General features: G+C 64.9%; 22 protein-coding genes. 9 read left to right on the plus strand and 13 right to left on the minus strand.

Annotation, left to right across the window (positions count from 1 at the left end; genetic code table 11):
* From phoB to PKA57_RS10525, 4 genes are all read right to left on the minus strand, one after another.
* Nucleotides 1-696 (minus strand): phosphate regulon transcriptional regulator PhoB, encoded by a 696-nt coding sequence (phoB, locus tag PKA57_RS10510; protein ID WP_324300355.1) that lies wholly within the window; start codon nt 694-696, stop codon nt 1-3.
* 86 nt (nt 697-782) lie between these two features.
* On the minus strand, nt 783-1493 hold the full coding sequence (gene phoU, locus PKA57_RS10515) for a phosphate signaling complex protein PhoU (protein WP_324300298.1): 711 nt from the start codon (nt 1491-1493) through the stop codon (nt 783-785).
* 250 nt (nt 1494-1743) lie between these two features.
* Nucleotides 1744-3051 carry an ATP-binding protein gene (locus PKA57_RS10520; RefSeq protein ID WP_324300300.1) on the minus strand — a complete coding sequence of 436 codons (1308 nt, stop codon included), beginning with the start codon at nt 3049-3051 and terminating at the stop codon, nt 1744-1746.
* Between the two features lie 88 nt (nt 3052-3139).
* The gene (locus PKA57_RS10525) at nt 3140-4357 is read right to left on the minus strand and encodes an acyl-CoA dehydrogenase family protein (protein ID WP_324300302.1); all 1218 of its coding nucleotides are present in this window, start codon (nt 4355-4357) and stop codon (nt 3140-3142) included.
* Nucleotides 4358-4547: 190 nt separating this feature from the next.
* Here PKA57_RS10525 and PKA57_RS10530 point away from each other — a divergent pair, with 190 nt between their 5' ends.
* From PKA57_RS10530 to PKA57_RS10545, 4 genes are all read left to right on the plus strand, one after another.
* The gene (locus PKA57_RS10530; protein ID WP_324300304.1) at nt 4548-5396 is read left to right on the plus strand and encodes an SDR family NAD(P)-dependent oxidoreductase; all 849 of its coding nucleotides are present in this window, start codon (nt 4548-4550) and stop codon (nt 5394-5396) included.
* A 177-nt stretch (nt 5397-5573) separates the two neighbouring features.
* Nucleotides 5574-6464, plus strand: a complete 891-nt coding sequence (locus PKA57_RS10535) for an alpha/beta hydrolase (RefSeq protein ID WP_324300306.1) — start codon at nt 5574-5576, stop codon at nt 6462-6464.
* A 135-nt stretch (nt 6465-6599) separates the two neighbouring features.
* On the plus strand, nt 6600-8270 hold the full coding sequence (locus PKA57_RS10540) for a sulfatase-like hydrolase/transferase (protein WP_324300308.1): 1671 nt from the start codon (nt 6600-6602) through the stop codon (nt 8268-8270).
* A 34-nt stretch (nt 8271-8304) separates the two neighbouring features.
* Nucleotides 8305-9291, plus strand: coding sequence for a formylglycine-generating enzyme family protein (locus PKA57_RS10545; protein ID WP_324300310.1), 987 nt, complete (start codon nt 8305-8307; stop codon nt 9289-9291).
* A 9-nt stretch (nt 9292-9300) separates the two neighbouring features.
* On the opposite strand, the gene PKA57_RS10550 is transcribed toward PKA57_RS10545, so the two are convergent.
* Nucleotides 9301-10002 carry a helix-turn-helix domain-containing protein gene (locus PKA57_RS10550; protein ID WP_324300312.1) on the minus strand — a complete coding sequence of 234 codons (702 nt, stop codon included), beginning with the start codon at nt 10000-10002 and terminating at the stop codon, nt 9301-9303.
* A gap of 142 nt (nt 10003-10144) precedes the next feature.
* On the opposite strand from PKA57_RS10550, the gene PKA57_RS10555 reads away from it, so the two are divergent.
* Nucleotides 10145-12049, plus strand: a complete 1905-nt coding sequence (locus PKA57_RS10555) for an autotransporter assembly complex family protein (protein WP_324300314.1) — start codon at nt 10145-10147, stop codon at nt 12047-12049.
* Nucleotides 12049-16254: a translocation/assembly module TamB domain-containing protein gene (locus tag PKA57_RS10560; protein ID WP_324300316.1), complete on the plus strand. Its 4206-nt coding sequence runs from the start codon at nt 12049-12051 to the stop codon at nt 16252-16254. Before PKA57_RS10555 ends, PKA57_RS10560 begins: the two co-directional genes overlap by 1 nt.
* A 61-nt stretch (nt 16255-16315) precedes the next feature.
* On the opposite strand, the gene PKA57_RS10565 is transcribed toward PKA57_RS10560, so the two are convergent.
* Nucleotides 16316-16687: a hypothetical protein gene (locus tag PKA57_RS10565; RefSeq protein ID WP_324300318.1), complete on the minus strand. Its 372-nt coding sequence runs from the start codon at nt 16685-16687 to the stop codon at nt 16316-16318.
* A gap of 483 nt (nt 16688-17170) precedes the next feature.
* On the opposite strand from PKA57_RS10565, the gene PKA57_RS10570 reads away from it, so the two are divergent.
* The 3 genes from PKA57_RS10570 to PKA57_RS10580 all read left to right on the plus strand — a co-directional run bounded on the left by PKA57_RS10570 (nt 17171) and on the right by PKA57_RS10580 (nt 19940).
* Nucleotides 17171-17491: a 2Fe-2S iron-sulfur cluster-binding protein gene (locus tag PKA57_RS10570; RefSeq protein ID WP_324300320.1), complete on the plus strand. Its 321-nt coding sequence runs from the start codon at nt 17171-17173 to the stop codon at nt 17489-17491.
* A 92-nt stretch (nt 17492-17583) separates the two neighbouring features.
* Nucleotides 17584-18687: a ferritin-like domain-containing protein gene (locus PKA57_RS10575; RefSeq protein WP_324300322.1), complete on the plus strand. Its 1104-nt coding sequence runs from the start codon at nt 17584-17586 to the stop codon at nt 18685-18687.
* Between the two features lie 65 nt (nt 18688-18752).
* Nucleotides 18753-19940: a PAS domain S-box protein gene (locus tag PKA57_RS10580; protein ID WP_324300324.1), complete on the plus strand. Its 1188-nt coding sequence runs from the start codon at nt 18753-18755 to the stop codon at nt 19938-19940.
* Between the two features lie 21 nt (nt 19941-19961).
* Here the strand turns inward: PKA57_RS10580 and PKA57_RS10585 are convergent, their stop codons facing one another.
* The 7 genes from PKA57_RS10585 to PKA57_RS10615 all read right to left on the minus strand — a co-directional run.
* On the minus strand, nt 19962-20987 hold the full coding sequence (locus tag PKA57_RS10585; RefSeq protein WP_324300326.1) for an NADP-dependent oxidoreductase: 1026 nt from the start codon (nt 20985-20987) through the stop codon (nt 19962-19964).
* 14 nt (nt 20988-21001) lie between these two features.
* Nucleotides 21002-22903: an alkyl sulfatase dimerization domain-containing protein gene (locus PKA57_RS10590; RefSeq protein ID WP_324300328.1), complete on the minus strand. Its 1902-nt coding sequence runs from the start codon at nt 22901-22903 to the stop codon at nt 21002-21004.
* Nucleotides 22904-23066: 163 nt separating this feature from the next.
* Nucleotides 23067-23702: a peroxiredoxin gene (locus tag PKA57_RS10595; protein WP_324300330.1), complete on the minus strand. Its 636-nt coding sequence runs from the start codon at nt 23700-23702 to the stop codon at nt 23067-23069.
* A gap of 143 nt (nt 23703-23845) precedes the next feature.
* Entirely contained in the window at nt 23846-24265 is a 420-nt protein-coding gene (locus PKA57_RS10600) for a biopolymer transporter ExbD (RefSeq protein WP_324300332.1), read from the minus strand.
* Complete coding sequence (locus PKA57_RS10605) at nt 24265-24708, minus strand: biopolymer transporter ExbD (RefSeq protein ID WP_324300334.1); 444 nt, start codon at nt 24706-24708, stop codon at nt 24265-24267. The genes PKA57_RS10600 and PKA57_RS10605 overlap by 1 nt, the downstream gene beginning before the upstream one ends.
* A 27-nt stretch (nt 24709-24735) precedes the next feature.
* On the minus strand, nt 24736-25536 hold the full coding sequence (locus tag PKA57_RS10610) for a MotA/TolQ/ExbB proton channel family protein (RefSeq protein ID WP_324300336.1): 801 nt from the start codon (nt 25534-25536) through the stop codon (nt 24736-24738).
* A gap of 116 nt (nt 25537-25652) precedes the next feature.
* The coding region (locus tag PKA57_RS10615) for an energy transducer TonB (protein ID WP_324300339.1) at nt 25653-26054 on the minus strand (402 nt) is incomplete at its 5' end.

The following is a 26054-nucleotide window of genomic DNA, read 5'->3' on the forward strand; positions in this document are numbered from 1 at the left end:
TCAGGCCGTGAACTGCTCGTCGAGCGAATAGCCGGCGGAGCGGACGGTGCGGATCGGGTCCCTCTCGCCCTTGTCGTTGAGCGCCTTGCGAAGGCGGCCGACATGCACGTCCACGGTGCGGGCCTCGACATAGACATCCGAGCCCCAGACGGCATCGAGAAGCTGTTCGCGGCTGAAGACGCGGCCGGGATGCTGGATCAGGTGATCGAGCAGGCGGTATTCGGTGGGGCCGAGATGCACCTCGCGCGCGCCGCGCCGGACGCGGTGGGCGGCGCGGTCGATCACGATGTCGCCGAAAGTGACGAGATCCTCCGTGAGCGCCGGACGGATGCGGCGCATCACGGCGCGGATACGCGCGAGAAGCTCGGTCATCGAAAAGGGTTTCGTCACATAATCGTCGGCGCCGGTATCGAGGCCGCGGATGCGATCGGCCTCCTCGCCCCGGGCCGTGATCATGATGATCGGAAGGTTGCGGGTTTCGGAGCGGCCGCGCAGGCGACGGCAAAGCTCGATGCCGGAAATGCCGGGCAGCATCCAGTCGAGAAGCACGAGGTCGGGGGTTTCCTCGCGGATCAGCATCGCGGCCTCATCGCCATCAGCGGCGGCAAGGACACGGTAGCCCTCCTTTTCGAGGTTGTACTGGAGGAGCGTCAGAAGAGCCTCCTCGTCCTCGACGATCATCACCGTCGGCTTCATGCGGCGCTCGAAGACCGCACCGGCCTGCTCGCGCCCTTCAGTCATCGCCATCCGAACCTCACACTCATCCTTCCATGTGCCGGCTTCTACGCGCCTACCGGCGTCGAACTCGTCTTGTCGCCCTTCGGCCTGTCGTCGACGACACGTTCGCCAGTCACGAAATAGGTCACCGTCTCGGCGACGTTGGTCGCATGGTCGCCGATGCGTTCGATATTCTTGGCAATGAAGAGAAGATGCGTGCAGACGCCGATCATGCGCGGATCTTCCATCATGTAGGTCAGCAGCTCGCGGAAGACCGAGTTGTACATCTCGTCGATCTCCTCATCGCCGCGCCAGACCTCCATCGCCGCATGGGCATCGCGGTTCGAAGTGGCGTCGAGCACGAGCTTGAGCTGGTTCTGCGCGAGCCGGCCCATGCGGACGATGCCCTGAATGAGGCGGACGGGCGTGTCGAAATCGCCCTGAATGACGAGGGCGCGCTTCGCGATGTTCTTCGCAAGATCGCCGATACGCTCGAGATCGGTCGAAATCTTGATCGCCGAAATGGCTTCGCGCAGGTCGGACGCCATGGGCTGGCGCAGCGCGATGATGCGGATGGCGCGCGCCTCGATCTCGGCTTCGAGCGCGTCGATCCGGCGGTCCTCCTGGACCGTGCGCTCGGCAAGCTGGCTATCGCGGCGCGACACGGCCTCGATCGCATTGGTGAGCTGGGCTTCGGTCATCCCGCCCATCTGGGCGATGCTCGCCGCAATGGAGTCGAGTTCTTCCTGGAAGGACTTAACTGTATGGTCGGTCACGCCTGGTCTCCTCTTGGCCTTGATTGAGCCTCTGCGGTGCCGCTGATCTCGGCGGCGCCCGCCAAGCCTCGCCATTCCGGGGCGTCGTCGGCCACTTCCGTAACACGCGCGGAAGCTAATGCCCGGGTGCGAATTGTTCGTGACGTTTTTGTGTCACTTTTCTGACAGTCGCCATAGTAACCCGGAAACCAGCAATCCGCTCAATCCCGAGGTGCGGCTATGGCCGGGCATGGCGAGGGCACGCCTGCGCTCAGGCGATGGCGGGGAGCGTAACCGTGAAGACCGAGCCCACGCCAAGCTCGCTGTCGATGGCGAGCGTCCCTTCATGGCGGTTCACGATGTGCTTCACGATGGCAAGTCCGAGCCCGGTGCCTCCGCTGACGCGGCCCGCTGTCGCCTCGACGCGATAGAAACGCTCGGTCAGGCGCGGCAGGTCCTCGCGCGCGATGCCAGGGCCGAAATCGCGCACCGAGAGCCTGACGGCGGGCTTGCCGGCCCGGCTGTCCGCGGCCAGCGCGATTTCTATGCGCTTGCCGCTCCGGCCATAGCGGAGCGCATTGTCGACAAGGTTCTGGACCACCTGGACAAGCTCGTCGCGATCGCCCCTGACGCTCGGCAATTCCTCGGGCGCCGAGACGGTGATTTCAACGCCGCTCTTCTCGGCAAGGGGCGTCAGCCCATCGACCACATCGTTCACCACGCCGTGCAGATCGACCACGTTGACCGGACGCATATGCTCGCGCAGCTCGATGCGCGAGAGCGAAAGCAGGCCCTCGATCAGACGGCGCATCCGGCCGGCCTGATCGGCCATGATGTCGAGGAAGCGCGCCTGCGCCTCCGGATCATCCTTGGCGTGGCCCTTCAGCGTCTCGATGAAGCCGGACAGCGAAGCGAGCGGCGTCTTCAATTCATGGCTGGCATTGGCGATGAAATCGACGCGCATCGCCTCCACGCGCCGCATTTCGGTGATGTCGCGCAGGAGCAGAAGCACGGGGCTGCCCTTGCGGCGGCGGAGGGGGTCGCCCGCAGGGCCCGTGCCGGGGGGCTCGATCTCGATCGGGCGGATGATCGCGTTGTAATGCCGCTCGACGGGAACGGGAACGCTGTATTCGACCGCGACGCCTTCCCCTCCCCTCGACACGCCCTGGAGCGCTGTCATGAGCGGGGCTATGCGCAGCACGGTGGCGACATGCTTGCCGAGCGCGGCCTCGCCGATGAGCGCGTTCGCAGCCCGGTTCGTCAGAATGACGCGGCCCGTGCCGTCGAGCACGACAACGGGGTCGGGCAACTGGTTGAGAATGGCCTGGCCCGCGCCAGCGCCGAGGATCGCTGCGGCGGAAACGGGCTCGGCCATCGGCGCACGGGCGACGACCTTCGTCTCGCCGGTCAGCGTGCCCCGCAGCACGGCGATGCCCGCAAGCGCGAGAAAGGCAAGCATGGCAGGCAGGGCGCCGATCGCGCCCGTGAACACCAGAACGAGAAAGACGAGGGCAGACGCGACAATGAAAGTTCGCGTCCCCGTCCAGCGATCGACGAGACCAAGGGCACGTTGCCTCATGAGACCGCTCCCTCCATCCGTCGCCGTCATTGTTCTGTCACCCTCCTCCGGGCGCGGGAGCAGTCCCCGCGCCGCAATCCGGTTCAGCCTAGACGCCAAAATCCCAGTTTGCGCCTTCGTGGTAGCATTTAAGTATGTTCTTCGCGATGACAATACGATGAACCTCGTCCGGCCCGTCGGCGATCCTGAGCGTGCGCGCGCCCATATACATGCCCGCAAGCGGCGTATCGCCGGAAACGCCGAGCGCGCCATGCACCTGGATCGCGCGATCGACGACGCGCTCGAAGGCCGCCGGCACGAAGACCTTGATCGCCGAAATATCGACCCGCGCGTCCTGGCCCTCTTCCATCTTGTGGGCGCAGTGAATGGTCATCAGCCGCGCCGACTGAATGTCCATATAGCTGTCGGCGATGAAGCCCTGCACGAACTGCTTCGTCTCGAGCTTGCCGCCATGCACCTCGCGCGTGATGGCGCGCCTGCACATGAGATCGAAGGCCCGCCACATCTGGCCGATCGAGTTCATGCAGTGGAAGACCCGGCCCTCGCCCAGCCGGTCCTGCGCTGCCTGATGGCCTGAGCCGGTGCGGCCGAGCTGGTTTTCGAGCGGCACACGGACATTCTCGTATCGGATCTCGCAGTGGTCGCCGCCCGTATGGCCCCAGACGGGCACCGAACGAATGATGTTCACGCCCGGCGTGTCCATGGGCACGATGATCTGGGTCATCTTGTCCTTGGTGCCGCCCTTGCCGTCCGGGGCCTCGGTGCGGCACATGACGATGGCGAAATTGGCCGCGCGCGCATTCGACGTGAACCATTTGTGCCCGTTGATGACCCAATGGTCGCCATCCTGCACGGCGCGGGTCTGGATCGCATAGGGATCGGACCCGGGCTGGTTCGGCTCTGTCATCGAGAAGCAGCTTTCGATCTCGCCGCGAATGAGCGGCTCGAGCCATTTCCGTTTCTGGTCGGGCGTGCCGTATTTGAGCAGGATCTTCTGATTGCCGGAGTTGGGCGCGACGACGCCGAAAAGCCGCGCCGAAAAGGGCGACCAGGCGAGGATCTCGTTCATATAGGCATGCTTCAGAAAGCCGATGCCCATGCCGCCATATTCTTCCGGGAGATGCGGCGCCCAGAGCCCGTCCTCCTTCACAAGGGCGGCGATGCGGCGGCGCGTTTCCTTCGCCTCCTCGCCACCCCTGAAGAGCACCGGCTCGGCCGGAATGATCTCCTCCGACACGATCCTCGCGGTCCGAAGCCTGATCTCGTTGATGTCCTCGCCAAGCCCCGGTATCGGCTGCACCTGCATTTCGTCCTCCTCCCTCATTTCCCTGTTCGCCAACTATCCCCGAGGCGGGAGCGCCGGGCCAGCCCCAAAGGTTTGCAAGCCTTGCGCCCCAAGGGGCGGTTGATGACTTTCCTCCGATTTGCCTTAGTTTATGCGGCCTGAGCCGGAGCCCGGCGGACCGGCGGCATGCGTGTTGGCAAAGGGTCGAACAATGACGGAAATCAGGGGCAAGACCGCGGTGATCACGGGGGCTGCAAGCGGCATCGGCCGGGCAACGGCGCTCGCGCTGGCGCGGGAAGGCGCTCGCGTCGCCGCCGTGGATGTCGACCGCGAGGGGCTTGCCGAGACGGCGGCGCAGATCGCCAGGGCGGGCGGACAGGTTTCGACCTATCTCGTCGATGTCGCCTCGCGCGACGCCGTCCATGCCTTCGCCCAGGAGATCGAAAGCGCCTTTGGCGGCGCCGACATCGTCATCAACAATGCCGGCGTGGCGCAGGTGGCCCGGGTCGAGGAACTCTCGTTCGAGGATTTCGAGTGGGTGATGAACATCGACTTCTGGGGCGTCGTCTACGGCACCAAGGCGTTCCTGCCTCAGCTCCGCGCCAAGGGCGAAGGACACATCGTCAATGTGTCGAGCGTTTTCGGCCTTTTCGCCGTGCCGACGCAGGCTGCCTATAATTCCGCCAAATTCGCGGTACGCGGCTTCACCGAGGCGCTGCGCCACGAAATGCGCGGCTCCGGCATCGTCGTCTCCTGCGTCCATCCGGGCGGCATCAAGACCAACATCATGCGCAATGCGCGCTTCCTGCAGAGCGTGCAGAAGACAGTGCGCGAGGAAGCGGCGACCGGCTTCGACCGGCTCGCCCGGACCACACCCGAGCGCGCGGCAGAGGTCATCATTTCCGGCATCAGGAAGAACAAGGGCCGCATACTGATCGGCACCGATGCGAAGATCCTCGACATCATCCAGCGGCTGCTGCCCGCCTCCTACGGCAGCATCCTCTTTCGCGGGCGGACCGGCATCGGCGCCCTCACGGAGAACGAAGCGGCCGAGAAATAAATCCAGCCCGAAAAGCCCGCCACGCACCCACCGGAAGATGGAGCCCGATCAAGCCCGGCATGAAGGCTCCCTTTCCATCACGGCCGGGATGACCGCCGGCGATGCGGACGGATTTGGGCCCCGTAATGCGATGCGTTAGTCTGGCGAACACAGCAACTCAAACCTGCCGGACCATATATGTCGCCATCAGATCCCCGCGCGATCGGGCCCTCGTCGCAATTCTACTTCTCGCAGCGCCTCAGGCTTCACTATGTCGATTGGGGCAATGAAGGCGCGCCGCCGCTGCTCCTCATCCATGGCGGGCGCGACCATTGCCGCAACTGGGACTGGGTCGCCTCCGAACTCAAGGACCGCTATCACGTCATCGCACCCGACCTGCGCGGCCATGGCGACAGCGCATGGTCACTGGGCGGCACATACGACATCAACGATTTTCTCTACGACATCGCCCAGCTCATCCATCAGCGGGGCCTTGCGCCGCTCACCATCATCGCCCATTCCATGGGCGGCGCGATCGCGCTGCGCTATGCCGGGCTCTATCCGGAAACGGTGAAGAAGATCATCGCCATCGAAGGCCTCGGCCCGTCGCCCAAGATGATCGCCGAGCGGATGAAGGGCAGCGTCGAGGAGCGTCTGGACAAATGGGTTCAGGAGATGCGGGGCCTCGCCGCCCGCCAGCCGCGCCGCTATGCCTCGGTGGCGGAGGCGCTGAAGCGCATGCAGGAAGAAAACCCGCATCTCTCGCCCGAGCGGGCGCGCCATCTCACCGTCCACGGCATCAACCAGAACGAGGACGGCAGCTATAGCTGGAAGTTCGACAATTACGTCCGCGCCTTCTCGCCCGCAGGCTTCGACGAGAAGACGACGACGCATCTCTGGTCGCGCATCACCTGCCCGACGCTGCTCATTCGCGGCACGGAGAGCTGGGCGAGCGACCCCATCGCCGACGGGCGGGCCAGCCATTTCCGCAATGCGCGCGTCGTCGCGGTGGAAGGAGCCGGGCACTGGGTCCACCACGACAAGCTCGAGGAATTCATGGCTCTCACCAACGAATTCCTTGCCGCCTGAGAAGGCCGCACCCGGAGCGCCTCACCCCTCGCGACGGCTTTTCAGCGGTCATGGATTAATGTATACCATTAATCCATGACCGGCGAGCTGCGACCCCGCAGCCCATCGGGCCGCCATCGGGAAACGGGGGGAACCGTGAAGCTCAGAAATCTCGCCATCGGCATTGCCGCCGCGGCCGTCATCGTCGCGGCGGGCGCCTATATCGCCATAAAGTCCAACCCGCTGCTGGTGGTTCGCGTCATCGCGACGCTGCGCGACTTCCGCCTCATGCCGAACCAGCCCGTGGTCTGGCAGCAAGGCCCGGCGACGGCCGAGGTGGCGGCGAGCGAGCGCAAGCCAAACGTCATCGTCATTCTCGCTGACGATCTCGGCTTCAACGATCTCACCTTCAATGGCGGCGGCGTCGCGGGCGGCGCCGTGCCGACGCCCTATATCGACTCCATCGCTCATGACGGCGTGGTGCTGAGCCAGGGCTATGCGGGCAACGCGACCTGCGCGCCCTCGCGCGCGGCCATCATGACCGGGCGCTATGCGACGCGCTTCGGCTATGAGTTCACGCCTGCCCATCCCGCCTTCGAGAAGCTCGTCGGCACCTTCCGCTCGCCCGGCCAACCGCGCGCGCCGATCTACCATGCCGAACTGGAGAAGGACGTGCCGCCGATCGACAGGATCGGCCTTCCCTCGAGCGAGATCACCGTCGCCAAACTGCTGCAGGGACAGGGCTATCACACGACGATGCTCGGCAAGTGGCATCTGGGCGAGACGCCGGGCAAGACGCCCAACGATGTCGGCTTCGACGAGTGGCTCGGCTTCCTCATCGGCGCGCAGAAATATATCCGCGACGGCGATCCGAGCGTGGTGAACTCCAAGCAGGATTTCGATCCGATCGACATCTTCCTCTGGACGGCGCTGCCCTTCTCGGTGACCTACAATAACGGCCCGAGCTTCCGGCCCTCGCACTACATGACCGATTATCTCGGCGACGAAGCCGTGCGCGTCATCGACGCGAACAGGAACCGGCCGTTCTTCATGTATCTCTCCTTCAACGCGCCGCACACGCCGCTTCAGGCGCTGAAATCCGACTATGACGCGCTGCCGCAGATCAAGGATCACAGGCTGCGCGTCTATGCGGCGATGATCCGCTCGCTCGACCGCAATGTCGGCAAGGTACTGGAGGCGTTGAAGGCGAACGGCCTCGACGAGAACACGCTCGTCATCTTCACCAGCGACAATGGCGGCGCGCATTACATCGGCCTGCCCGACATCAACAAGCCCTATCGCGGCTGGAAGGCGACCTTCTTCGAAGGCGGCATCCATGTGCCCTATTTCATCAAGTGGCCGGCCCGCCTGCCGCGCGGCGCGCGCTACGAGCAGCCAGCTGCCCATGTCGACATCTTCTCGACCGTCGCGGCGGCCGCAGGCGCGGCGACGCCCACCGACCGCGTGCTCGATGGCGTCGATCTTCTCCCCTTCATCGAAGGCAAGACCGAAGGACGGCCGCACAAGACGCTCTTCTGGCGCTCCGGCGACTACAAGGTGCTGCTCGATGGCGACTGGAAACTCCAGGTCTCGGCGCGGCCAGACAAGATGTGGCTCTTCGACCTCAAGAGCGATCCGACCGAGCAGGCCAATCTCGCGGAAAGCCAACCCGAAAAAGTGGCGGAACTGAAGAAGATTCTCGACGGCATCGACAGCGAGCAGGCAAAGCCCATCTGGCCCGCGCTCCTCGAAGGTCCGATCGCCATCGACCATCCGCTCGGCGTGCCCGCGAAGCCCGACGACGAATATATCTACTGGGCGAACTGATGCCGCGCGACAATGCAATGGGGACAAGTCTCGAATGACGCGGCGTCGCCTCATCATCGCCGCGGTGGCGGCGGTCGCGGCCGCCGCCGCTCTCACCGCGATATGGAGCGTGGGCGGCAGGGAAGCGGCGCGGCTCGCCGAAGCCGCCCCGCGCGCCTGTCTCGATCCGTCCACGGATCGTGCCGGCCCCCATCCCGGCATGGTCTGGGTGCCGGGCGGAAGTTTCGAGATGGGCGACAATGTCTATCCCGAGGAGGGGCCAGCGCGCCATGCGGAGGTTTCCGGCTTCTGGATGGACCGCCACGAAGTCACCAATGGCGAGTTCGCAGCCTTCGTCGCGGCGACGGGCTATGTCACGGCTGCCGAGCGGCCGGTCGATCCGGCGAAGCATCCCGGCCTGCCACCGGAAATGCGCGAGCCGGGCGCGGTCGTCTTCATCATGCCGAACGACATAGACGGCAAAGGCGATATCAGCCAGTGGTGGCGATATGTTCCGGGCGCGAACTGGCGCCATCCGGCGGGGCCCGGCAGCTCCATCGAGGCTTACGAAAACTTCCCCGTCGTCGCGCTCGCCTATGAAGACATCGAAGCCTATGCGCGCTGGAAGGGCCGCAGCATCCCGAGCGAGGCGCAATGGGAATGGGCGGCGCGCGGCGGCAGGACGGGCACGCCCGATCACGAGCAGCCGAGACAGGCCAATACCTGGCAGGGGCTTTTCCCGATCATCAACACGGGCGATGACGGCTTTGTCGGCCTTGCGCCCGCCGGATGTTTCGAGCCCAATGCCTATGGGCTCTACGACATGATCGGCAATGTCTGGGAGTGGACGTCGGACCCCTACCGCGAGAATCATGCGAGCGAAAAAGCCGACACAAGCCGCCGCGTCATCAAGGGCGGCTCCTATCTCTGCGCGCCCAATTACTGCATGCGCTACCGCAGCGGTTCACGCCAGGGCCAGGAGGCGGATCTGGCGACGAGCCATCTGGGCTTCAGGACGGTGCTCGCGGCACCGGGGCCCTGAGCCCGCCGGCTATTTCCGTTCGCGCTTGCGCGGCGTGTTCGCCATGCGCTTCAAGGCATCGAGCGTTTCGGGCGAGACGGGGGCGGTCAGGAAGCCGACGATCGAATCGAAGAGATTGGCGATGAAGAGGTCGCGCGCCGCCACCTCATGGGCCGCATCGTGATGCCGCGTCCAGATGGCAAGCGAACTCAGCGCCATTTCGACCATGAAGCGCTGACGCTGGATAGCGATCTCCGGCGCGAGATCGCCGAGGGCGGCGACGATGAGCGCGTTCGCGCGCGTAATTCCCGGAAACTCGCTGCGAAGTGCGACGGTCGGCAAGTCGAAATCGGACGAATGAAGGATTTCGGCCATGAAGCGGATGAAGCGCACGCCCTCCGCGCTGCCGAGCAGCTCGAGCAGCGGCATGAAGGTCGCGCGCAACAGGGCGCGCAGATCGGCCTCCTGCCCCGCCTTCACGAGTTCGTCGAGCATCTCCTGCCGGCGCAGATCGACGTCCGCCACGCGGTGACGCATGATGGCCTCGACCAGCGCGCGCTTCGATCCGAAATGATAGTGAAGCGCGGATTCGTTCCGCTGCCCGGCCGCGGCGTTGATCTCCTTCAGGGTCACGCCGTGGATGCCGCGCTCGCCGAAGAGCTTCTCGGCAGCGACGATGAGGCGCGTTCGCGTATCGCCGCGCCGGGTGGCCACATTGTCCTTTGTCGTCATGCAACGAACCTAATGAACGCCATTAAACCGGTCAAGATAGCTTCGGCATATCCCCGAAGCACCTTATGATCTCCTTATGCTTCGTACGAACTTTTCCCGGCTGTTCCAACCGGGTTTTTCCCGTGCACAACGTCATCCGCTCGTGGAGGCCGCAGCGCGCTTCCAGCGCATCGCGAGCACGTCCGATGCGCGGGTGGACGCATCGCCTTTTGCGCCCTTGCGGGGCGCCGCCGCGCCGCTGAGTCTCGCCCTCCTCGCCGCGCTCGGCGTTGCCGCAGTGCCTTCGCATGCCGGTTCGCAACCCGTGGCTGCAAAGGGGCAGGCGGAGAAGCCTTCCGGCCAGCTCGAATTCACGACGCGGATCGAAGGCAGGAAAATTCCGGACGAGCTGCGCACGCTTCTCGAAGATGCCGTCACGCTCGGCAAGGGGAAGGCGCCGCCACCGCCGACGCTCGGCCAGCTGCGGCGGCGGGCAACGGACGATGCCGATCGCATGATCCAGGTTCTGCGATCCGAGGGCTATTACAACGGCACCGCCGAGCCCGTGATTCAGGAAGCAGCCGGCGGGCGCTTCGATGTCGTCTATCGCGTCGCGCTGGGCCCGCGCACCATGATCCGCAGCTTCGTCATCACCTATCCCGATCACCCGTCGGACGAGGCTTTGCTGCCGCATGACGGAGCGGCGCTCGGGCTGAAACCCGGCAGAGCCGCGCGCGCGCAGCGTGTGATCGACCTCACCAATGCGGCGCTGACGCATCTGGAAAATCGCGGCCATCCGCGCCCGAAACTCGCGGAACGCAAGGTCGTGGTCGATCTTGCCGCGAACGAGGCAGACGTCACGCTCGCCATCGAGGCGGGGGAGCCGCGCCGCTTCGGCGAAATCGAGATCGAGAACAAGGGCCGGACGAAGCCGGACTATGTCCGCTCGCTCGCCAAATTCAAACCCGGCGACGCCTACGATCGCGGCAAGGCCGACGAGACGGTCGCGGCGCTGCGCAAGACCGGCCTTTTCGATCAGGTTTCGCTCGAATCCGAGGAAGCGGAAGGTGACACCGTGCCCCAGAAGCTCACGCTCAGCGAGCGCGCCCACCGCTCGGTCGGTGTCGGCGCGACCTGGTCGTCGAATGAGGGGCCGGGCGTGCGCAGTTTCTGGGAGCACCGGAACGTCCTCGGCGCGGGCGAGAAGCTGCATCTCGATCTCAACATCGCCGAGATCGAGCAGCTTGCAGGCGCGCATTTCAACAAGCCGCATTTCCTGCGCGACGATCAGAACCTTCTCGCCGATTTCGAGATCGCGCATGAGGACACCGACGCCTATCGCGAGAACAGGGTGAAAGCCGCCATCGGCCTTGCGCGCAAACTGCGCCCCAATCTCGATGCGAGCGCGGGCGTCTCCTTCGAGATCGAACGCACCGACGACAGTACCGGCTACCACGCCTACGAACTATTCGGCCTTCCGCTCACCATGCGATATGACGGCAGCAACAATCTTCTCGACCCGACCGAGGGAACGCGCCTCACCCTTGCGCTGACGCCCTATGCCGGGCGGAGCGGCACGCCCGTCACCTTCACCAAGATCGAGACGACGGGCACGGCCTATTGGAGCTTCGGCACGCGGCCCGATCTCACGCTCGCAGTCCGTGGGCGCTACGGCACCATGCTGGCGCAGAAGACGCTCGACGTGCCGGGATCGGTGCGCTTCTATGCAGGCGGCGGCGGCTCCATCCGCGGCTATGCCTACCAGCTCGTCGGCCCGCTCGACGCCAACAACAAGCCGCTCGGCGCAAGGTCCGTTTTCGAGGCGAGCACCGAGGCGCGCTATCGCATCACCCGCGATATCGGCATCGTCGCCTTTCTCGATGGCGGCAATGCCTATTCGACGCTGACGCCGAAGTTCAACCAGCAGCTTCAATGGGGCGCTGGACTGGGCCTGCGCTATTACACGCCGATCGGCCCCATCCGGGCCGATGTCGGCGTGCCGCTGAACCGGCGGCACGGCATCGACGACGCCTTTCAGGTCTATTTCTCGCTCGGGCAGGCTTTCTGATGGTGGAGCGCACATCACCCGATCTCCGCGAGACGACCGGCATTGCGCGCGCCGCGGGCGCCGTCTTCTTCGGCACGGGCGCGCTGGCGCTCATTCTCGTGGCGCTCGTTCTTTCCGCGCTCAACATCGCGCCGCTCCGCCACGCCGCGCTCGAACGCGCACTGGCGGAGATCAATCGCGGCGGCACCACAATCTCGATCGGCGACATGGAAGGCCGCTGGCCGACCACGCTCGTCGTGAAGCGGCTCACGGTGAGCGACGCCGAGGGGCAGTGGCTTTCGCTCGGCAGCGCGGAGCTTCGCTGGCGGCCGTCGGCGCTCCTTGCGGGCAAATTCAGCATCGAGCGGCTTGCCGTCAGCGGGCTCGATATTTCGCGCGCGCCCCGGAGCACGGAACCGGCGCCCGCGGGCGAGACGAGCGGCTTCAGCCTGCCGGTGCTTCCCATCGCCATCGAGATCGACGAGGCGAAGTTCGAGAACCTCTCTCTCGGCAAGGCGCTCGCCGACCCGCAGGCGCAAGGGACGCTCGCAACGCTCGAAGCCGAGGCGCGGTTCCTCCTCGCGCCGAGCCAGATCGATCTTTCGCTAGCCGCCGCGAGAACGGACCGCACGCCCGGAAGGATCGACGCGCGGGTGTTCTTCGACCGGCGCAACAGCGGGCTCGATCTTCGTGTGCAGGGCGAGGACGGCGCGGCGGGAAAGCCCGGCCTCGTCGCAACGCTCGCGAAACTCGAAGGCGTCGAGCGCCTGAGCATCGATGCCGCCGCGCGGAACGAGAACGGCCATGTCGCGGGGCACGCGCGGATTGACGGCGGCAAGGTCATTGCCATCGAGGCGCGCGCCGAAGGCCGCTGGGACAGCGCCCTCGATATCGACGCGAGCGCCAGGGCGGAGGGCGACATGGCGGCGCGGCTTCTCGCCGATCTCGGACGGCCGCGCGTCATCGAAGCCGCCTCGAAGATCGGCTGGGGCCGCGATGACACGCTGAAGCTCGACAATATCGCCCTTGCCGCAGGCGAGCTTCGGCTCGAAGGATCGGCAGCCATTGCGAACGCCTCATCCGCCGTGCCGCATGACCTCAAAGCGCAAGGCACGCTCGCCGGTCTCGACCGGCTTCTCGATGCGCCGGGCAATGCCGCGCTTACCCCTCTCGCATGGCGCATCGGCGCGAAGCTCGACATGCGCGCCAACATCGCCCGCATCGCCGAAGCCGCGATAAGCACGCCGGCGGGCGAGATCCGCCTCTCCGGCGAGGCCGCGCTCGATGGCAGCACCGCCAAAGGCAAGGCCGAGGCGGCAATCTCCGATCTCGCCCCCCTCGGCGCGCTTGCCGGGCAGAAGCTCGCAGGCGAAGCGAAGATCACGCTCTCTCCCTTCGCGCTCGATCCCGCAGGCGAATTCGCTGGCGACTTCACCATGGAGGGGCGCTCGCTCGACTTCGCCGACGAGGCGCTCAACCGGCTGGCGGGCAACGCGCTCAGCGCCGATGGTTCGATCATTCTGCCGAAGGATGGCGGGTTCGCCCTCCCCTCCTTCACGGTCACACCGGCCTCCGGCCATTTCCACCTCCGGGGCAATCTCGCCAGCGGGCCGACCGATCTGCTTTCAGGCGAGGCGCATTTTGAAACCGGCGACGCCACGAAGCTTCCCGGCGGCGACGAGATTTCCGGCGCGCTCACGGCCGATGCGACGATAGGCGGAACGCTGGTCGCGCCCTCACTCGCCCTCAAGGCCGAATTGTCGAAGGGCAGCATTGCGGGCTTCGATGCGAGGCTCGCCACGCTCGACGCGACGGCGACTATCGCCGGTTCGGGACCGCTCGCCTTTCGCCTCGACGGCGCGGACGGCAAGGCGGCGCTCGACGCAACGCTCGCACTTCCTGCCGAGGGCGGAGCGCGGCTCGACGCGCTCAGGGGCGATCTCTTCGGGGTTCCGCTCGCGGGCGATGTCGCCATGACTGCGGACGGGCTCGTCACCGGCAAGCTCAAGGGTGAGAACGCACCTCTGGCGGCACTTTCCCGCTTCGCGGGCATCGACCTCGGAGGCACGGGCACGCTGGCGCTCGAAGCGGAGGCGAGCGGGGGACGGCAGAATATTGCGTTCAGCCTCGATACGCCGCGAATGACGATCGAGGAAGACATGCTGACGCTTGATCGCGTCAGCCTGAATGCGACGGCGAACGACATAGGCGGCAAGGCGGAGATTAACGGCAAGCTTTCGGCCGCATCGGGACAGGCAGGGGTGACGCGGATCGCCTCCTTCGGCGCGACGGCTCAGGGGCCGCTCTCGGCGCTCGCACTCACGGCCAATGTTTCCGGTACGCGGGAGAGCTTCAAATCGGAAGCCGTGTCGCTCGAAGCGGCGGCGCTTTACGCGTCAGCCAGGGACCGGCTCACTGTCTCCGCGCTCGCCTTCTCGATCGGCCAAAGCTCGATGGCACTGGCCGAGCCCGCCACACTCGATGTGAGCAAGGGACTTTCGATCAGCGGCGCGAGCTTCGACATGAAAGGCCCTGGCGGCGCGGGGCGCACTCGTGCCGATTTCGTGCTCGGCGCGCGGGCCGTTCGGCTTCATCTTGATACGGAACATCTGCCGCTCGAACTGGTGACGCCGCTCTTCCTCTCGCAGGCCGCCCATGGCACGGCGGCCGGGAAAGTGGACCTCGACAGCGCCAAGGGCACAGGCGCAGCGAGTCTGCGCTTCGAGGGCGTGCGGCTTGCAAGTGCCGACGAACGCGAACAGCCCGCCTTCAACGCGACCCTCGACGGGAGCTGGGCGAAGGAGCGCCTCGACCTTGCCGCGCGTGCCGAAGGTGTTTCGACATCGCCCTTCGACCTCAAGGCGTCGCTGCCGCTCATTCGCGATCCCGAAGGCGCATGGCCCATGCTCGCGCAGAAAGGCCCTGTCTCGGCCAGCCTCGATTGGGAGGGCCCCCTCGCCTCGCTCGTCGCGCTTGCCGATGTGCAGGGCCAGCAACTGAGCGGCAATGCGAAGATCGCGCTCAGCGCGGGCGGCGACATTTCCGCGCCGCGCGTCAGCGGCCGCGCCACCATCGCCAATGGCGTCTATGAGAATTTCGACAGCGGCACGATGCTCAGGAACCTTTCGGTCAATCTGGAAGGCCGCGAGGACGAAAGCCTCCATTTCACGCTGGAAGCGAGCGACGGCGGCAAGGGCCGCGTTTCAGCCGCGGGCGATGTGCGCCTCGCCCGGAGCGCCTTCCCGGCCATCTCCATCAACGCCACATTCGCCAAGGCGCGGCTCGTGCAGACGGCGGAGGCCGACATCTCGTTCGACGGCAAGCTCGAACTCATGGGGCCCTCCTTTCCGCCAACGGAAGAGACGCCCCTCACGCTCAATGGCGCGCTGACGACCACACAGGCGGAAATCCACATTCCCGACCGCCTGCCCGGCAGCGTCGCCGAGATCGACGTCATCGAGATCAATGGCGCGCCCGCGCGGCGCGCAGCGGCCGAGAAATCGTCGCCACTACCGCTCATGCTCGATCTCGGCGTGAAGATCGGAAGCCCGGCGCGGGTCAGCGGCCGCAATCTCGACTCGCTCTGGACGGGCGATCTCACCATAAGCGGGCGCGCCGACAATCCCCGCATCGGCGGCACGCTCACGAGCCTGCGCGGCAGCTTCGACCTTGCGGGCAAGAGCTTCGCGCTCAAGAAGGGCGCCGTGCGCTTTCTCGATCGCACGCCCATCGATCCCGACATCGACGTGAACCTCGCCTATGCGCGCAGCGACCTCACTGCGACAATCGCCGTCAGCGGGCGAAGCTCGGCGCCGGAAATCGCGTTTACCTCGACGCCCGATCTGCCGCGCGACGAAATCCTCTCCCGAATTCTTTTCGACAAGGGGGCGGGCGAGCTGACAGCCATGGAAGCCGCGCAGCTTGCCAACACGCTCGCGCAGCTCTCGGGCAAAGGGGGGCTCGGCGGGGTGGGCGTGCTCGATGCGATCCAGAAATCGCTCGGCCTCGACGTGCTTCAGGTCGGCACGGCCCAGTCGGGCGCGACGACCGTCGCCGCAGGCAAATATATCCAGAAGGGGGTCTATGTCGGCGTCGAGCAGGGCACGCTCGCCAGCGATTCCTCGGTCAAGGTCGAGATCGAGATCACGCCACAGATCAGCGTCGACACCCGTATCGGGCAGGACGCCTCCGGCGATGTCGGCGTCAACTGGAAGTGGGATTACTGAACGGCCTCAGCGCCTTTCCATGCGCCGAAGCCGCCCGGCCTATCCATGCCGACCTTCGGCCTCAGAAGGGCGAACGGGACGGATAGGTTTCGTCGCGGCCACCGCTGGTGCCGTCGAGCCGGCCGCCACGGGGCTGAATCCGGTTCATATTGTCCAGCAGCTTCTTCTGCCGAAGCGCCTCCTCGCGGCGCTTCTGCTCATACTGTTCCGCATACATCTCCGCATCGTGCTGCTGCGGCGTGGCGTAGCGCTTGTCCTCGTTCGAGCGGTAGTTGACGGGGGGCGAATCCGGCGCGTCGTGGATCTCATAGCTCTGATCGCCGCTCTGCTGCGGTGCGGCATTTTCCGGGGCCTGGCTCGACCCGCCGGCATCCGCCGCCATGGCCGCCGCGCCCATCGCAGCCGCCAGAAGCGCCGCCGCGCCGATGGCCATCAAGGGCCTCGTTACCCGATATGTCATGTGTCAGCGCCCTTTCCTGGCAACCTGTTGCCTTCAATATAGGAATGCCCGCCGCGCCCGTATAGTTGCATTTCGACCACTTTTCGGGCCATCCGGCCGCTCCCCGGAGGAGCCCTCCCGGCGCCAGCAACCTCCCCCGCCCCCATGGCTTCCCCGCCCTCGCGGCCGGAAGCGGGACCGCCCCCGATTGCTCCGCTTACGAATTAAAAAGGATACCGGCGCGGGCGCGAGACATCTACCCGACTGCGAATGAAATTCAATCCGAGCAGCGCCCGCGCATGTCGCGGACCATCTGTCGCACCCCGCCGAACCGCTTTGGACACCTTGCCGCAGAGGCAGGCTCTCCGGAATAGATACAGTTTTTTCATGGGTATCCGCCTCGCCGGGATCCGGTCAACCGGACAGAACGGTCGCGAAAAAGAGGCGGCAAGGAACGAGACGGGAAGACGGCGCCCCATGACGAAGATCAAGTATATCGAGTTCGACGGCACCGAACATTCGGTCGATGTACCGAACGGCCTTTCCGTGATGGAAGGCGCCGTGCGCTACACCATTCCGGGAATCGATGGCGATTGCGGCGGCGCCTGTGCCTGCGCCACATGCCATGTCTATGTCGAAGGCGAATGGGCCGGAAAAATTCCACCCATGGAAGAACTCGAACGCGACATGCTCGATTTCGCCTTCGACGTGAAAGAGAACAGCCGCCTGTCCTGCCAGATCAAGGTGGACGACACGCTCGACGGCCTCGTCGTGCGCACGCCTGCCCGCCAGTACTGAGTTGCGCTCCGCGCGGACGCCCAGGCTCCGCGCATCCGAGAAGGCTTCACCGGCCGCGCGTCAACGAGCGGCCCCACAGCGGAGGAAAGGCAATGAACGCGAAGACAGAGAAGGTCGTCCGGAAGGGCGACTGGAAAGTCACGATGACGCCGGACGACATCTACCGCCACCCCATGGATATCGCCTGGCACTTCGACTACATCTTCGGCGAGGAGAAGGTCGCCGATCTCTACAAGCGCGCGAAGCAGAACCAGTGGGACGCGGACGATCTTCTGCCCTGGGACACGCCGGTTGATCCCTCGAAGCCCCTCATCAACAATGAGCAGGACATCTATCACAAGATGTCCTTCTTCAAGAAGCTGTCGAAGTCGCAGCAGGAAACCTTCACCGCGCATTCGACGGCGCAGCTCCTTTCGCAATTCCTGCATGGCGAGCAGGGCGCGCTGATGACGGCGGCCTGCGTCACCCATTCGGTGCCCGATGCTGGCGCGAAGCTCTATGCGGCGACGCAAACCATGGACGAGGCCCGCCACGTCGAGGTCTATTCCAAATATTGCGACAAGATCGCCATGGTCTATCCGATGTCGCCCTGGCTCAAGGCGCTGATCGACGCCACGCTGCAGTCGGATCGCTACGAGAAGGTGATGATCGGCATGAACATGGTCGTCGAGGGGCTTGCGCTCGGCGCCTTCAACAACATGTACCGCTCGACCACCTGCCCGCTTCTGAAGCAGCTCACCTTCAACGTGATGCGCGACGAGTCGCGGCACGTATCCTTCGGCCATGTGTTCCTCGGGCCAGTGATCAAGAACCTCCACAAGGACGATGTGGAGGACCTCGCGGAGTTCGCCTTCAACGCCGTCAACATTCTCGTTCAGGCGCAGACGGCGGGCACGATCGCCAATCGCGTCGACCCCGGCTTCATGCAGGTGCTGGAGAATAGCGGCATCGACGCCAACGATTTCTTCAAGGGCCTGCAGGAAGCGGCCGACGAAGGCGTCGCCCAGACGCTCCCGCCCGGACAGGTTCACGCGCTCAAGGATCTGATGATGCCGGCCATCGCGCGTGTCGGCCTGCTCACGCCGACCGTGCTCAAGAAATATGAGGAAGCGGGCATTCCCGTCTTCGACGATCCCCGCGTCCTCGTCGCCATGGAAGGCGGTCACCCGACCGGCGAGGCGGCCGCGGCCGAGTGACGGCACGGTTCCCGCCCCGGTGGGGCGCCGGGGCGGGAACTCCCTTCTGCCGGGCAGAAAGGCTCATGACCGATATGAACGATACCAGCATGGACGATACGCGGGGCGGCGCATTCTTCCGCGCCATCGTCGCGAATGTGCCGGAGGCGATCATCATCGCCACTCCCGAGGGCGAGATCACCTATTTCAATCCGGCGTCGGAGAAGCTTCTCGGCTATCGCGCGGACGAGGTCGTCGGCCGCTCCATCACCATGCTCGTGCCGCAGCAGCCCGGCCGCCGCGCCGATCCCGTGAAGTGGCTCGCGCGCTGGGCGGCAGAGCCCGACCATATGCAATCGCGCTTTCTCGACCTCATCGGCAAGACGAAGGCCGGCCATGAAATGCCCGTCGATGTGCGCGTGGCCGAGACCGAAATTGGCGGCGAGCGACGCTTTCTCATCACATTCCGCGACAATACCGCCCGGCGGCAGGAACAGATCGCCTTCAAGGAAGCGCATCTCAAGGCTTCGCGCATCCTCATGATCGCCGAAGACGCGATCGTTTCCGTCGATGCGGAACAGAAGATCACCTTCTTCAACCTCAAGGCCGAGCAGACATTCGGCTACAAGGCCGAGGAGGTTCTGGACAAGCCCCTCGAAATGCTGCTGCCCGAGCGCTTTCGCCAGCGACACGCCGAGCAGGTCGAAACCTTCGGCGCTGGAAAGATCTCGTCGCGGCTGATGAACCAGCGCGGCGAAATCACGGGGCTTCGCAAGAGCGGCGAGGAATTTCCCCTCGAAGCCACGATCACCAAGGTCACGGTCGGCGGCAACATCACCTATACGGCGCATCTGCGCGACATCACCGAGCGCAAGAGGGCACAGGAAAGGCTGCGGGAAAGCGAGCGGCGCTTCCGCGCGATCTTCGATCACGCCTTCGAGGCCATCGGCCTTCTCAGCCCCGACGGCACGGTTCTCGAAATCAATCGCGCGGGCCGCGCGCTCACGGAAGGCACGGCAAGGCTCGAGGGGCTGGCGCTCTGGGATCTGCCATGGGCGGGCGGCGAGTTCACGACCGACGACTTCGCCCGCCAGCGGCTCAAGGCGGCGATCGCCGCCTGCGCACGCGGCGAGACGGTGCGCTACACGACGGAGATCAGGACGGGCGGCGAAACGCACAAGATCGACCTCTCGCTCGTGCCGGTGAAGGATGCGAACGGAAAGGTCGTCTATATCGTGCCCGAGGGGCGCGACGTCACCGGCCAGGTCTTCTGATCAGGTGACGCCGCCGCCTCGTCAAAGGCTTGCCGGGTCGGCCACCCTGACGATGAGCTTGCCGATGTTCTCGCCGTCGAAAAGCTTGTTGACGGCGGTGGGCGCCGCTTCCAGGCCTTCGACAATGGTTTCGCGATGCCGGATCTTGCCTTCGGCGACCCATTGGGCGAGCTGCATCGCGCCTTCGGCGAATTTCTCCATGAAGTCGACGACGATGAAGCCGCGAACGGTGATGCGCCGCATCAGGATCGGCGAGCAATCGGCGCGCATCGGCTGGTCGGTGTTGTAGCCAGAGATCATTCCGCAAAGCGGCATGCGGCTGAAGAGATTCATCCGTGCCATGACGGCTTCCATGATCTCGCCGCCGACATTCTCGAAATTGACATCGATGCCGTTGGGCGTCGCCTCGGCGAGCCGTTCCTTCCAGTCCGGCCGCTTGTAGTCGATCGCCGCATCGAAGCCCAGCTCCTCGGTGATGAAGCGGCACTTCTCCGGCCCGCCGGCAATGCCGACCGCGCGGCAGCCCTTGATCTTCGCGATCTGGCCGACGACCGAACCGACCGCGCCCGCCGCCGCCGAGACGACGACCGTTTCGCCCGGCTTGGGCTTGCCAAGCTCGAGCAGGCCGAAATAGGCGGTGAGGCCTGTCATGCCGCAGGCGCCGAGCATCGCCGTCAGCGGCACAGGCAAGCCTTGCGGCAGAACGCTCATGGCGCGCGCGCCTTCATCCGCGATGCAGTAGTCCTGCCAGCCGGTGAGGCCCGACACATGATCGCCAGCCTTGTAGCGCGGCGAATTCGACTTCACGACGACGCCGATGCCGCCGCCGCGCATGACCTCGCCAAGCTCGACCGGCGGCATGTACTGATCCATGTCGCTCATCCAGATCCGGTTCGTCGGATCGAGGCTCAGATAGACGACCCGCACCAGCGCCTCGCCCGCCCCCGGCTCGGGCACCGGCTCGCGCACGAGATCGAAATCCGAAGTCTTGATCCTGCCTGAAGGACGCGACTTCAAGCGGAACTGGCGGTTCACATCGTTCTTCATGTTCGGTCTTTCCGTTACGGCATTACGATTTCAAACCAGAAGTCGAAGATGTCGAGCAACTCGACAAAATCGACGAGCGCCGCCGCATCGCCATCGACGCTTGCGAGCTTCGCCGCGATCAGCGCATCGAGCTTCTTTTCGTGGAGCACGAGTTCGGCGAAAGCAGGCTTCGTGATTGTGAGGCTCGCATCGGGCTTCGCGCTTTTCTTGCCCCTGGCGTGATGGAGGACGGCATTTTCGAGCGAGAGCAGATAAGTCTCGCCGGTATCGGTGAAACTCACATTGAAGGTATAGCGCTTCGCCCCCGCCGTCGGCCCGTTGAGGCGGACGGAAAGCGAGTCGAGAAGCTGTTCGGCGGGCAGCGCGCGCACCTGCCCGCTTGCGCCCGGGCGTGGCGTCGGCGAGGGCGGACGCGGATTGCGAAGCTCCATCGCGGCTGTGAGATAGAAGCCACGCCAGGGGCCCGATTCCGCCTGATAGCCAAGCTGTTCCAGCGCGTCGGCCTGCAGATGCCGCGCCTCGGCATTGGCGGGATCTGCGAAGACGAGATGGTTCACGACTTCCGCGACCCAGCGATAGTCGCCCTTGTCGTAAGAGGCCCGCGCCTTGCCGAGAAGCGCATCCGCGCCGCCCATGAACTCGACATAGCGCTTTGCCGCCTCGACAGGCGGCAGGGGACGGAGATGGGCCGGGTTGCCATCGAACCATCCGAGATAGCGCTGATAGACGGCCTTGGCATTGTGGCTCAGCGTTCCGTAATAGTCGCGCGTGTACCACTCGCTCGCGAGCGTGGGCGGCAGAGCGATTTCCTCGGCGATCTCGAGCGGCGTCAGGCCGTGATTGGCGAGGCGCAGCGTCTGGTCGTGAATGTATTTGTAGAGGTCGCGTTGCTTTTCGAGATAGGTGATGACGTCGCCTCGGCCCCAGCGCGGCCAGTGATGGCTGGCGAAGAGCACATCCGTGTCGCCGCCGAAAAGCTCGATCGCCTCGTTGATGTAGTAGCTCCAGCTTTTCGCATCGCGCACCTGCGCGCCGCGCGGCGTGTAGATGTTGTGCAGGTGGCAGGAGCAGTTCTCCGCCATGCAGAGCGCCTTCATGCCCGGAAAATAGAAATTCATTTCCGCCGGCGCTTCGGTGTCGGGCGTCATCTGGAAGACGATTTCGACGCCATCGACGACGAGCTTCTCGCCTGTGCGCTTGATGATCTCGTTCGGCGGCACGAGGCTCACCTGACCGAGAGAGACGGTCTTGCCGAGACCCGCATCGACATGCCCCTTCGGCCCGCGCGGCAGGAGCGCGCCATACATATAGGTCGCGCGGCGGCCCATCGCGTTGCCCGCGAGCACGTTCTCGCTCACCGCATGCTCGAGAAAGCCCTCCGGGGCGATGATGCGCACATCTCCTCGCGCAAGGTCATCGTCGGTGAGCACGCCCTTCACGCCGCCATAATGATCCACATGGGAATGCGTGTAGATGACGGCGGTGACGGGCCTCTCGCCCCTGTGCTTGCGATAGAGATCGAGACTCGAGCGCGCCGTCTCGGACGAGATCAGCGGGTCGATGACGATGATGCCCTTCTCGCCCTCGATGAAGGTGATGTTCGATAGATCGAAATTCCTGACCTGATAGATGCCGTCCGTCACCTTGAAAAGGCCGTGGATCGAATTGAGCTGCGCCTGTCGCCAAAGGCTCGGATTGACGGTATCGGGCGCTTCGCTTCCTTCCACCTCGAAGGCGAACTGCCCCATGTCCCACACCGGAAAGCCCGCCTCGTTGAGCGACTTCGCATCGGGAATGGTGTCGATGAAACCACGCCTCGAATTTTCGAAATCGGCGCCCGTGTCAGCGGGCAGCGATGCGCGCACATGCGCATGCGCGCGACAGGTGGCTTCTGTGGCATCCTTGGGTGTCGGCATCGCCCCTCTCCAACGGTTTCTTCGCTCGGGTTCGTCCCTTTCGCGGCAGACTAGAGCATTATCGCAGCTCGCTGAATCGATAATGACGCGGAGCGTGCCGGAACGGGGAACGAAAAGGGCCGGCGCGAGCGGCCGGCCCTTGTCGATCGCCAATGAGGCGGGATCAGCGGCGCGGATCCGGCGTCAGCCTGAGATAGGGCTTCAGCGCCTTCCAGCCTTTCGGAAATTTCGTCTTGGCCGCTTCATCTGTCACCGAGTTGACGATGATGACGTCATCGCCCGGTTTCCAGTTCACCGGCGTCGCAACCGCATAACCGTCCGTCATCTGCAGGCTGTCGATCACGCGGAGGATTTCATCGAAATTCCTTCCCGTCGTCTGCGGATAGGTGATGGTCAGGCGGATCTTCTTTGCCGGATCGATCACGAAGACGGTGCGGACAGTGTAAACCTCGTCATGCTTCGGATGCATCATGCCATAGAGCCCGGCGACCTTGCGGTCGGGGTCGGCGATGATGGGGAAGTTGAGCGCGGAGCCCTGCGTCTCGCGAATATCCTCCGACCACTTCTTGTGCGAGTCGACCGGATCGATGGAAAGACCGATCGCCTTCACGTTGCGCTTGTCGAATTCCGGCTTCAGCCGCGCCACATAGCCAAGCTCGGTCGTGCAGACCGGCGTGAAGTCACGCGGATGGGAAAACAGGATTGCCCATTTGTCGCCGATCCAGTCGTGAAATTTGATGTGGCCTTCGGTCGTGTCGGCCTCGAAATCGGGGGCGGTGTCGCCCAGCTGAACGGACATGGAAGGTTCTCCTTCTGCTATTGCCGTCGAGGCCAACACGGTAATTCGCCGCCGGATTGACAGGAAGAAGAATATTTAACGGCATAGTGTCGCATGAATCTGTATTTACATTTTTATGCTGCATAACCAAGATCGCGTCGGCTTTAATCCGAATAGCGCTCGATGCCCACGAAGCCGAGGCGCTCGACGCCCACCCTCTGCGCCGCGGCAAGCACCTTCGCGACAGGCTCGTATCTCGCGAGCGGGTCGGCCTTGATATGCAGTTCGGGCTGAGGCTCCCGGCGCGAGGCCGCGCGAAGAAGATCGTCGAGCGCGCTCTCTGTTGGCACGGCCGCACCGTTCCATGACACGGCACCGTCGGCCGCGATAACGAGATCGACCACCTTCGGCCTTTCCGGCGATGCCGCGGCTTGCGGCTCGGGCAGATCGAGCCTCACGGCATGGGTCTGAACGGGGATCGTGATGATGAGCATGATGAGAAGAACCAGCATGACGTCGATGAGCGGCGTCGTGTTGATCTCGACCATGAAGTCTTCATCGTCGCGGCGGGGCAGGATCGCCATCAGCGCGCCTCCTCTCCGGCGCCCGCTTCGGGCTCGGTGATGAAGGCGACCTTGCCGATGCCCGCGCGCGCGCAGGCCGCCATGACGCGGCCCATGAACTCGAAGCGCGTGTCCCTGTCGCCGCGAACATGAATCTCGGGTTGCGGCTTTCGAGCCGCAACTTCGTCAAGCCGCCGCAGAAGCATGGCGCGGTCGGCCATCTTCTCGCTGTTCCAGAAGATGCTCCCGTCGCGATCGACGGCGAGAATGACGTTCTCCGGCTTTGTCTGCGTCGCGACGTTGGACGCTCTGGGCAGCCTCACCGGCACGGTTTCAATCGCGACAGGAATTGCGATCAGAAAGACGATGAGGAGCACAAGCATGACATCGACGAGCGGCGTCGTGTTGATCGCCGACATGAGTTCGTCTTCGTCCGCGCCGTCAGAACCGATCCCGAGAGCCATCAGCCGGCCTCCGCTCCCGCTTCCCCGTCAATGCCCGATGAGAATGCGCGTCTGGATTTCAGCCGCAAAGCGGCGCAGTTCGTCGAGCGCGGCCTTGTTGCGGCGGATGAGCCAGTTATAGGCAAGCACCGCAGGCACGGCCACGGCAAGGCCGATCGCCGTCATGATGAGCGCCTCGCCGACGGGCCCCGCCACCTTGTCGATCGACGCCTGCCCCGCAATGCCGATCGCGATCAGTGCGTGATAGATGCCCCATACAGTGCCGAAGAGGCCGACGAAAGGCGCGGTGGAACCGACGGTTGCGAGAAAGGCGAGCCCGCTCTGAAGCTCCGCCTGCACACTATCGACCGCGCGGCCGAGCGCGGAGGCGGTCCAGTCGATCAGGCTCACCTCGGCGGTGAGCCCGCGGGCGTGCTGCTCCGCGGCGGCAATGCCCGCCTGCGTAACCGCACGGAAGGCGCCCTCTTCAGGCAGACCTTGCAACGTCTCTGTCATGTTGGCGGATTGCGCGAGGCGCTTCATGGCCTTGCGCGCCTCGGCGAAAAGGGCGCGCTGCTCGGCGAGCTTCACGAAAAGAATGTACCAGCTTCCGGCCGACATGATGGCGAGGATGAGAAGCGTCACCCGCGCGATGAGATCGCCCTGCTGCCACAGGGAGCGAAGTCCGTAAGGATTTTCGGCCGAGGGGGTGGCGGGTTCGCCGATCGCCGCGGCAGGAGCCGATGTGGCGAAGGCTGGCGGTGCTTCATCCGTGGCCGAAGCGCCGCTGCCCGCCATGATGAAGAAAGCCAAAGCGGCCATGAGGAGCAGCGCTTGCGCCTTCACCATGGCGCGCCCCGTTCGGGCGCATGCCGCTTTCATCCGGCGCTTCAAGGCTCCGCTCGTCATCGCTCTTCCCCCGCTTCTCTTCACCACAGCTTCGGCGCACGCGAGACGGGCGCCTCTCATTCCTCATCCAGCCGGAAAGTTACCAGATAGCGGTGCCACACCGCGATTGGCGATCCGCCCTTCATCGCGGGCGTGAAGCGCCAGGACTTCGTCGCCTCGCTCGCCGCTGCCTTGTCGAGCCGCGCATAGCCGCTCGACTTCTCGATCCGCGCCTCATCGACATCGCCTGACGCCGTCACATGGAGGAGGAGGGCGACCGTGCCCTCCTCGCCGAGGCGGCGCGACATGGCGGGATAAGGCGGCCTGCGGTTCGGCTGCGTCGCATCGCCCTGGGGCGGCGTAATTTCGGGAACGGACATGGAAGCGGAGGGCGCGCTGGTCGCGGCCGCCTTCGCCGGAGGCGCAACCGTAGTTATCGTGGCGCGGGGCGCTTCCATCTTCGGCGCGCGGGCCACGGG

Source organism: Parvibaculum sp., assembly GCF_035325945.1.
In the GTDB taxonomy this organism is placed as follows: Bacteria; Pseudomonadota; Alphaproteobacteria; order Parvibaculales; family Parvibaculaceae; genus Parvibaculum.

Bases quoted from the DNA above. Each gene is read 5' to 3' on its own strand.
- phoB (WP_324300355.1), bottom strand. From the start codon at position 696: ATGAAGCCGACGGTGATGATCGTCGAGGACGAGGAGGCTCTTCTGACG.
- PKA57_RS10520 (WP_324300300.1), bottom strand. From the start codon at position 3,051: ATGAGGCAACGTGCCCTTGGTCTCGTCGATCGCTGGACGGGGACGCGA.
- PKA57_RS10525 (WP_324300302.1), bottom strand. From the start codon at position 4,357: ATGCAGGTGCAGCCGATACCGGGGCTTGGCGAGGACATCAACGAGATC.
- PKA57_RS10530 (WP_324300304.1), top strand. From the start codon at position 4,548: ATGACGGAAATCAGGGGCAAGACCGCGGTGATCACGGGGGCTGCAAGC.
- PKA57_RS10535 (WP_324300306.1), top strand. From the start codon at position 5,574: ATGTCGCCATCAGATCCCCGCGCGATCGGGCCCTCGTCGCAATTCTAC.
- PKA57_RS10545 (WP_324300310.1), top strand. From the start codon at position 8,305: ATGACGCGGCGTCGCCTCATCATCGCCGCGGTGGCGGCGGTCGCGGCC.
- PKA57_RS10550 (WP_324300312.1), bottom strand. From the start codon at position 10,002: ATGACGACAAAGGACAATGTGGCCACCCGGCGCGGCGATACGCGAACG.
- PKA57_RS10560 (WP_324300316.1), top strand. From the start codon at position 12,049: ATGGTGGAGCGCACATCACCCGATCTCCGCGAGACGACCGGCATTGCG.
- PKA57_RS10565 (WP_324300318.1), bottom strand. From the start codon at position 16,687: ATGGCCATCGGCGCGGCGGCGCTTCTGGCGGCTGCGATGGGCGCGGCG.
- PKA57_RS10570 (WP_324300320.1), top strand. From the start codon at position 17,171: ATGACGAAGATCAAGTATATCGAGTTCGACGGCACCGAACATTCGGTC.
- PKA57_RS10575 (WP_324300322.1), top strand. From the start codon at position 17,584: ATGAACGCGAAGACAGAGAAGGTCGTCCGGAAGGGCGACTGGAAAGTC.
- PKA57_RS10580 (WP_324300324.1), top strand. From the start codon at position 18,753: ATGACCGATATGAACGATACCAGCATGGACGATACGCGGGGCGGCGCA.
- PKA57_RS10585 (WP_324300326.1), bottom strand. From the start codon at position 20,987: ATGAAGAACGATGTGAACCGCCAGTTCCGCTTGAAGTCGCGTCCTTCA.
- PKA57_RS10590 (WP_324300328.1), bottom strand. From the start codon at position 22,903: ATGCCGACACCCAAGGATGCCACAGAAGCCACCTGTCGCGCGCATGCG.
- PKA57_RS10595 (WP_324300330.1), bottom strand. From the start codon at position 23,702: ATGTCCGTTCAGCTGGGCGACACCGCCCCCGATTTCGAGGCCGACACG.
- PKA57_RS10600 (WP_324300332.1), bottom strand. From the start codon at position 24,265: ATGGCGATCCTGCCCCGCCGCGACGATGAAGACTTCATGGTCGAGATC.
- PKA57_RS10605 (WP_324300334.1), bottom strand. From the start codon at position 24,708: ATGGCTCTCGGGATCGGTTCTGACGGCGCGGACGAAGACGAACTCATG.
- PKA57_RS10610 (WP_324300336.1), bottom strand. From the start codon at position 25,536: ATGGTGAAGGCGCAAGCGCTGCTCCTCATGGCCGCTTTGGCTTTCTTC.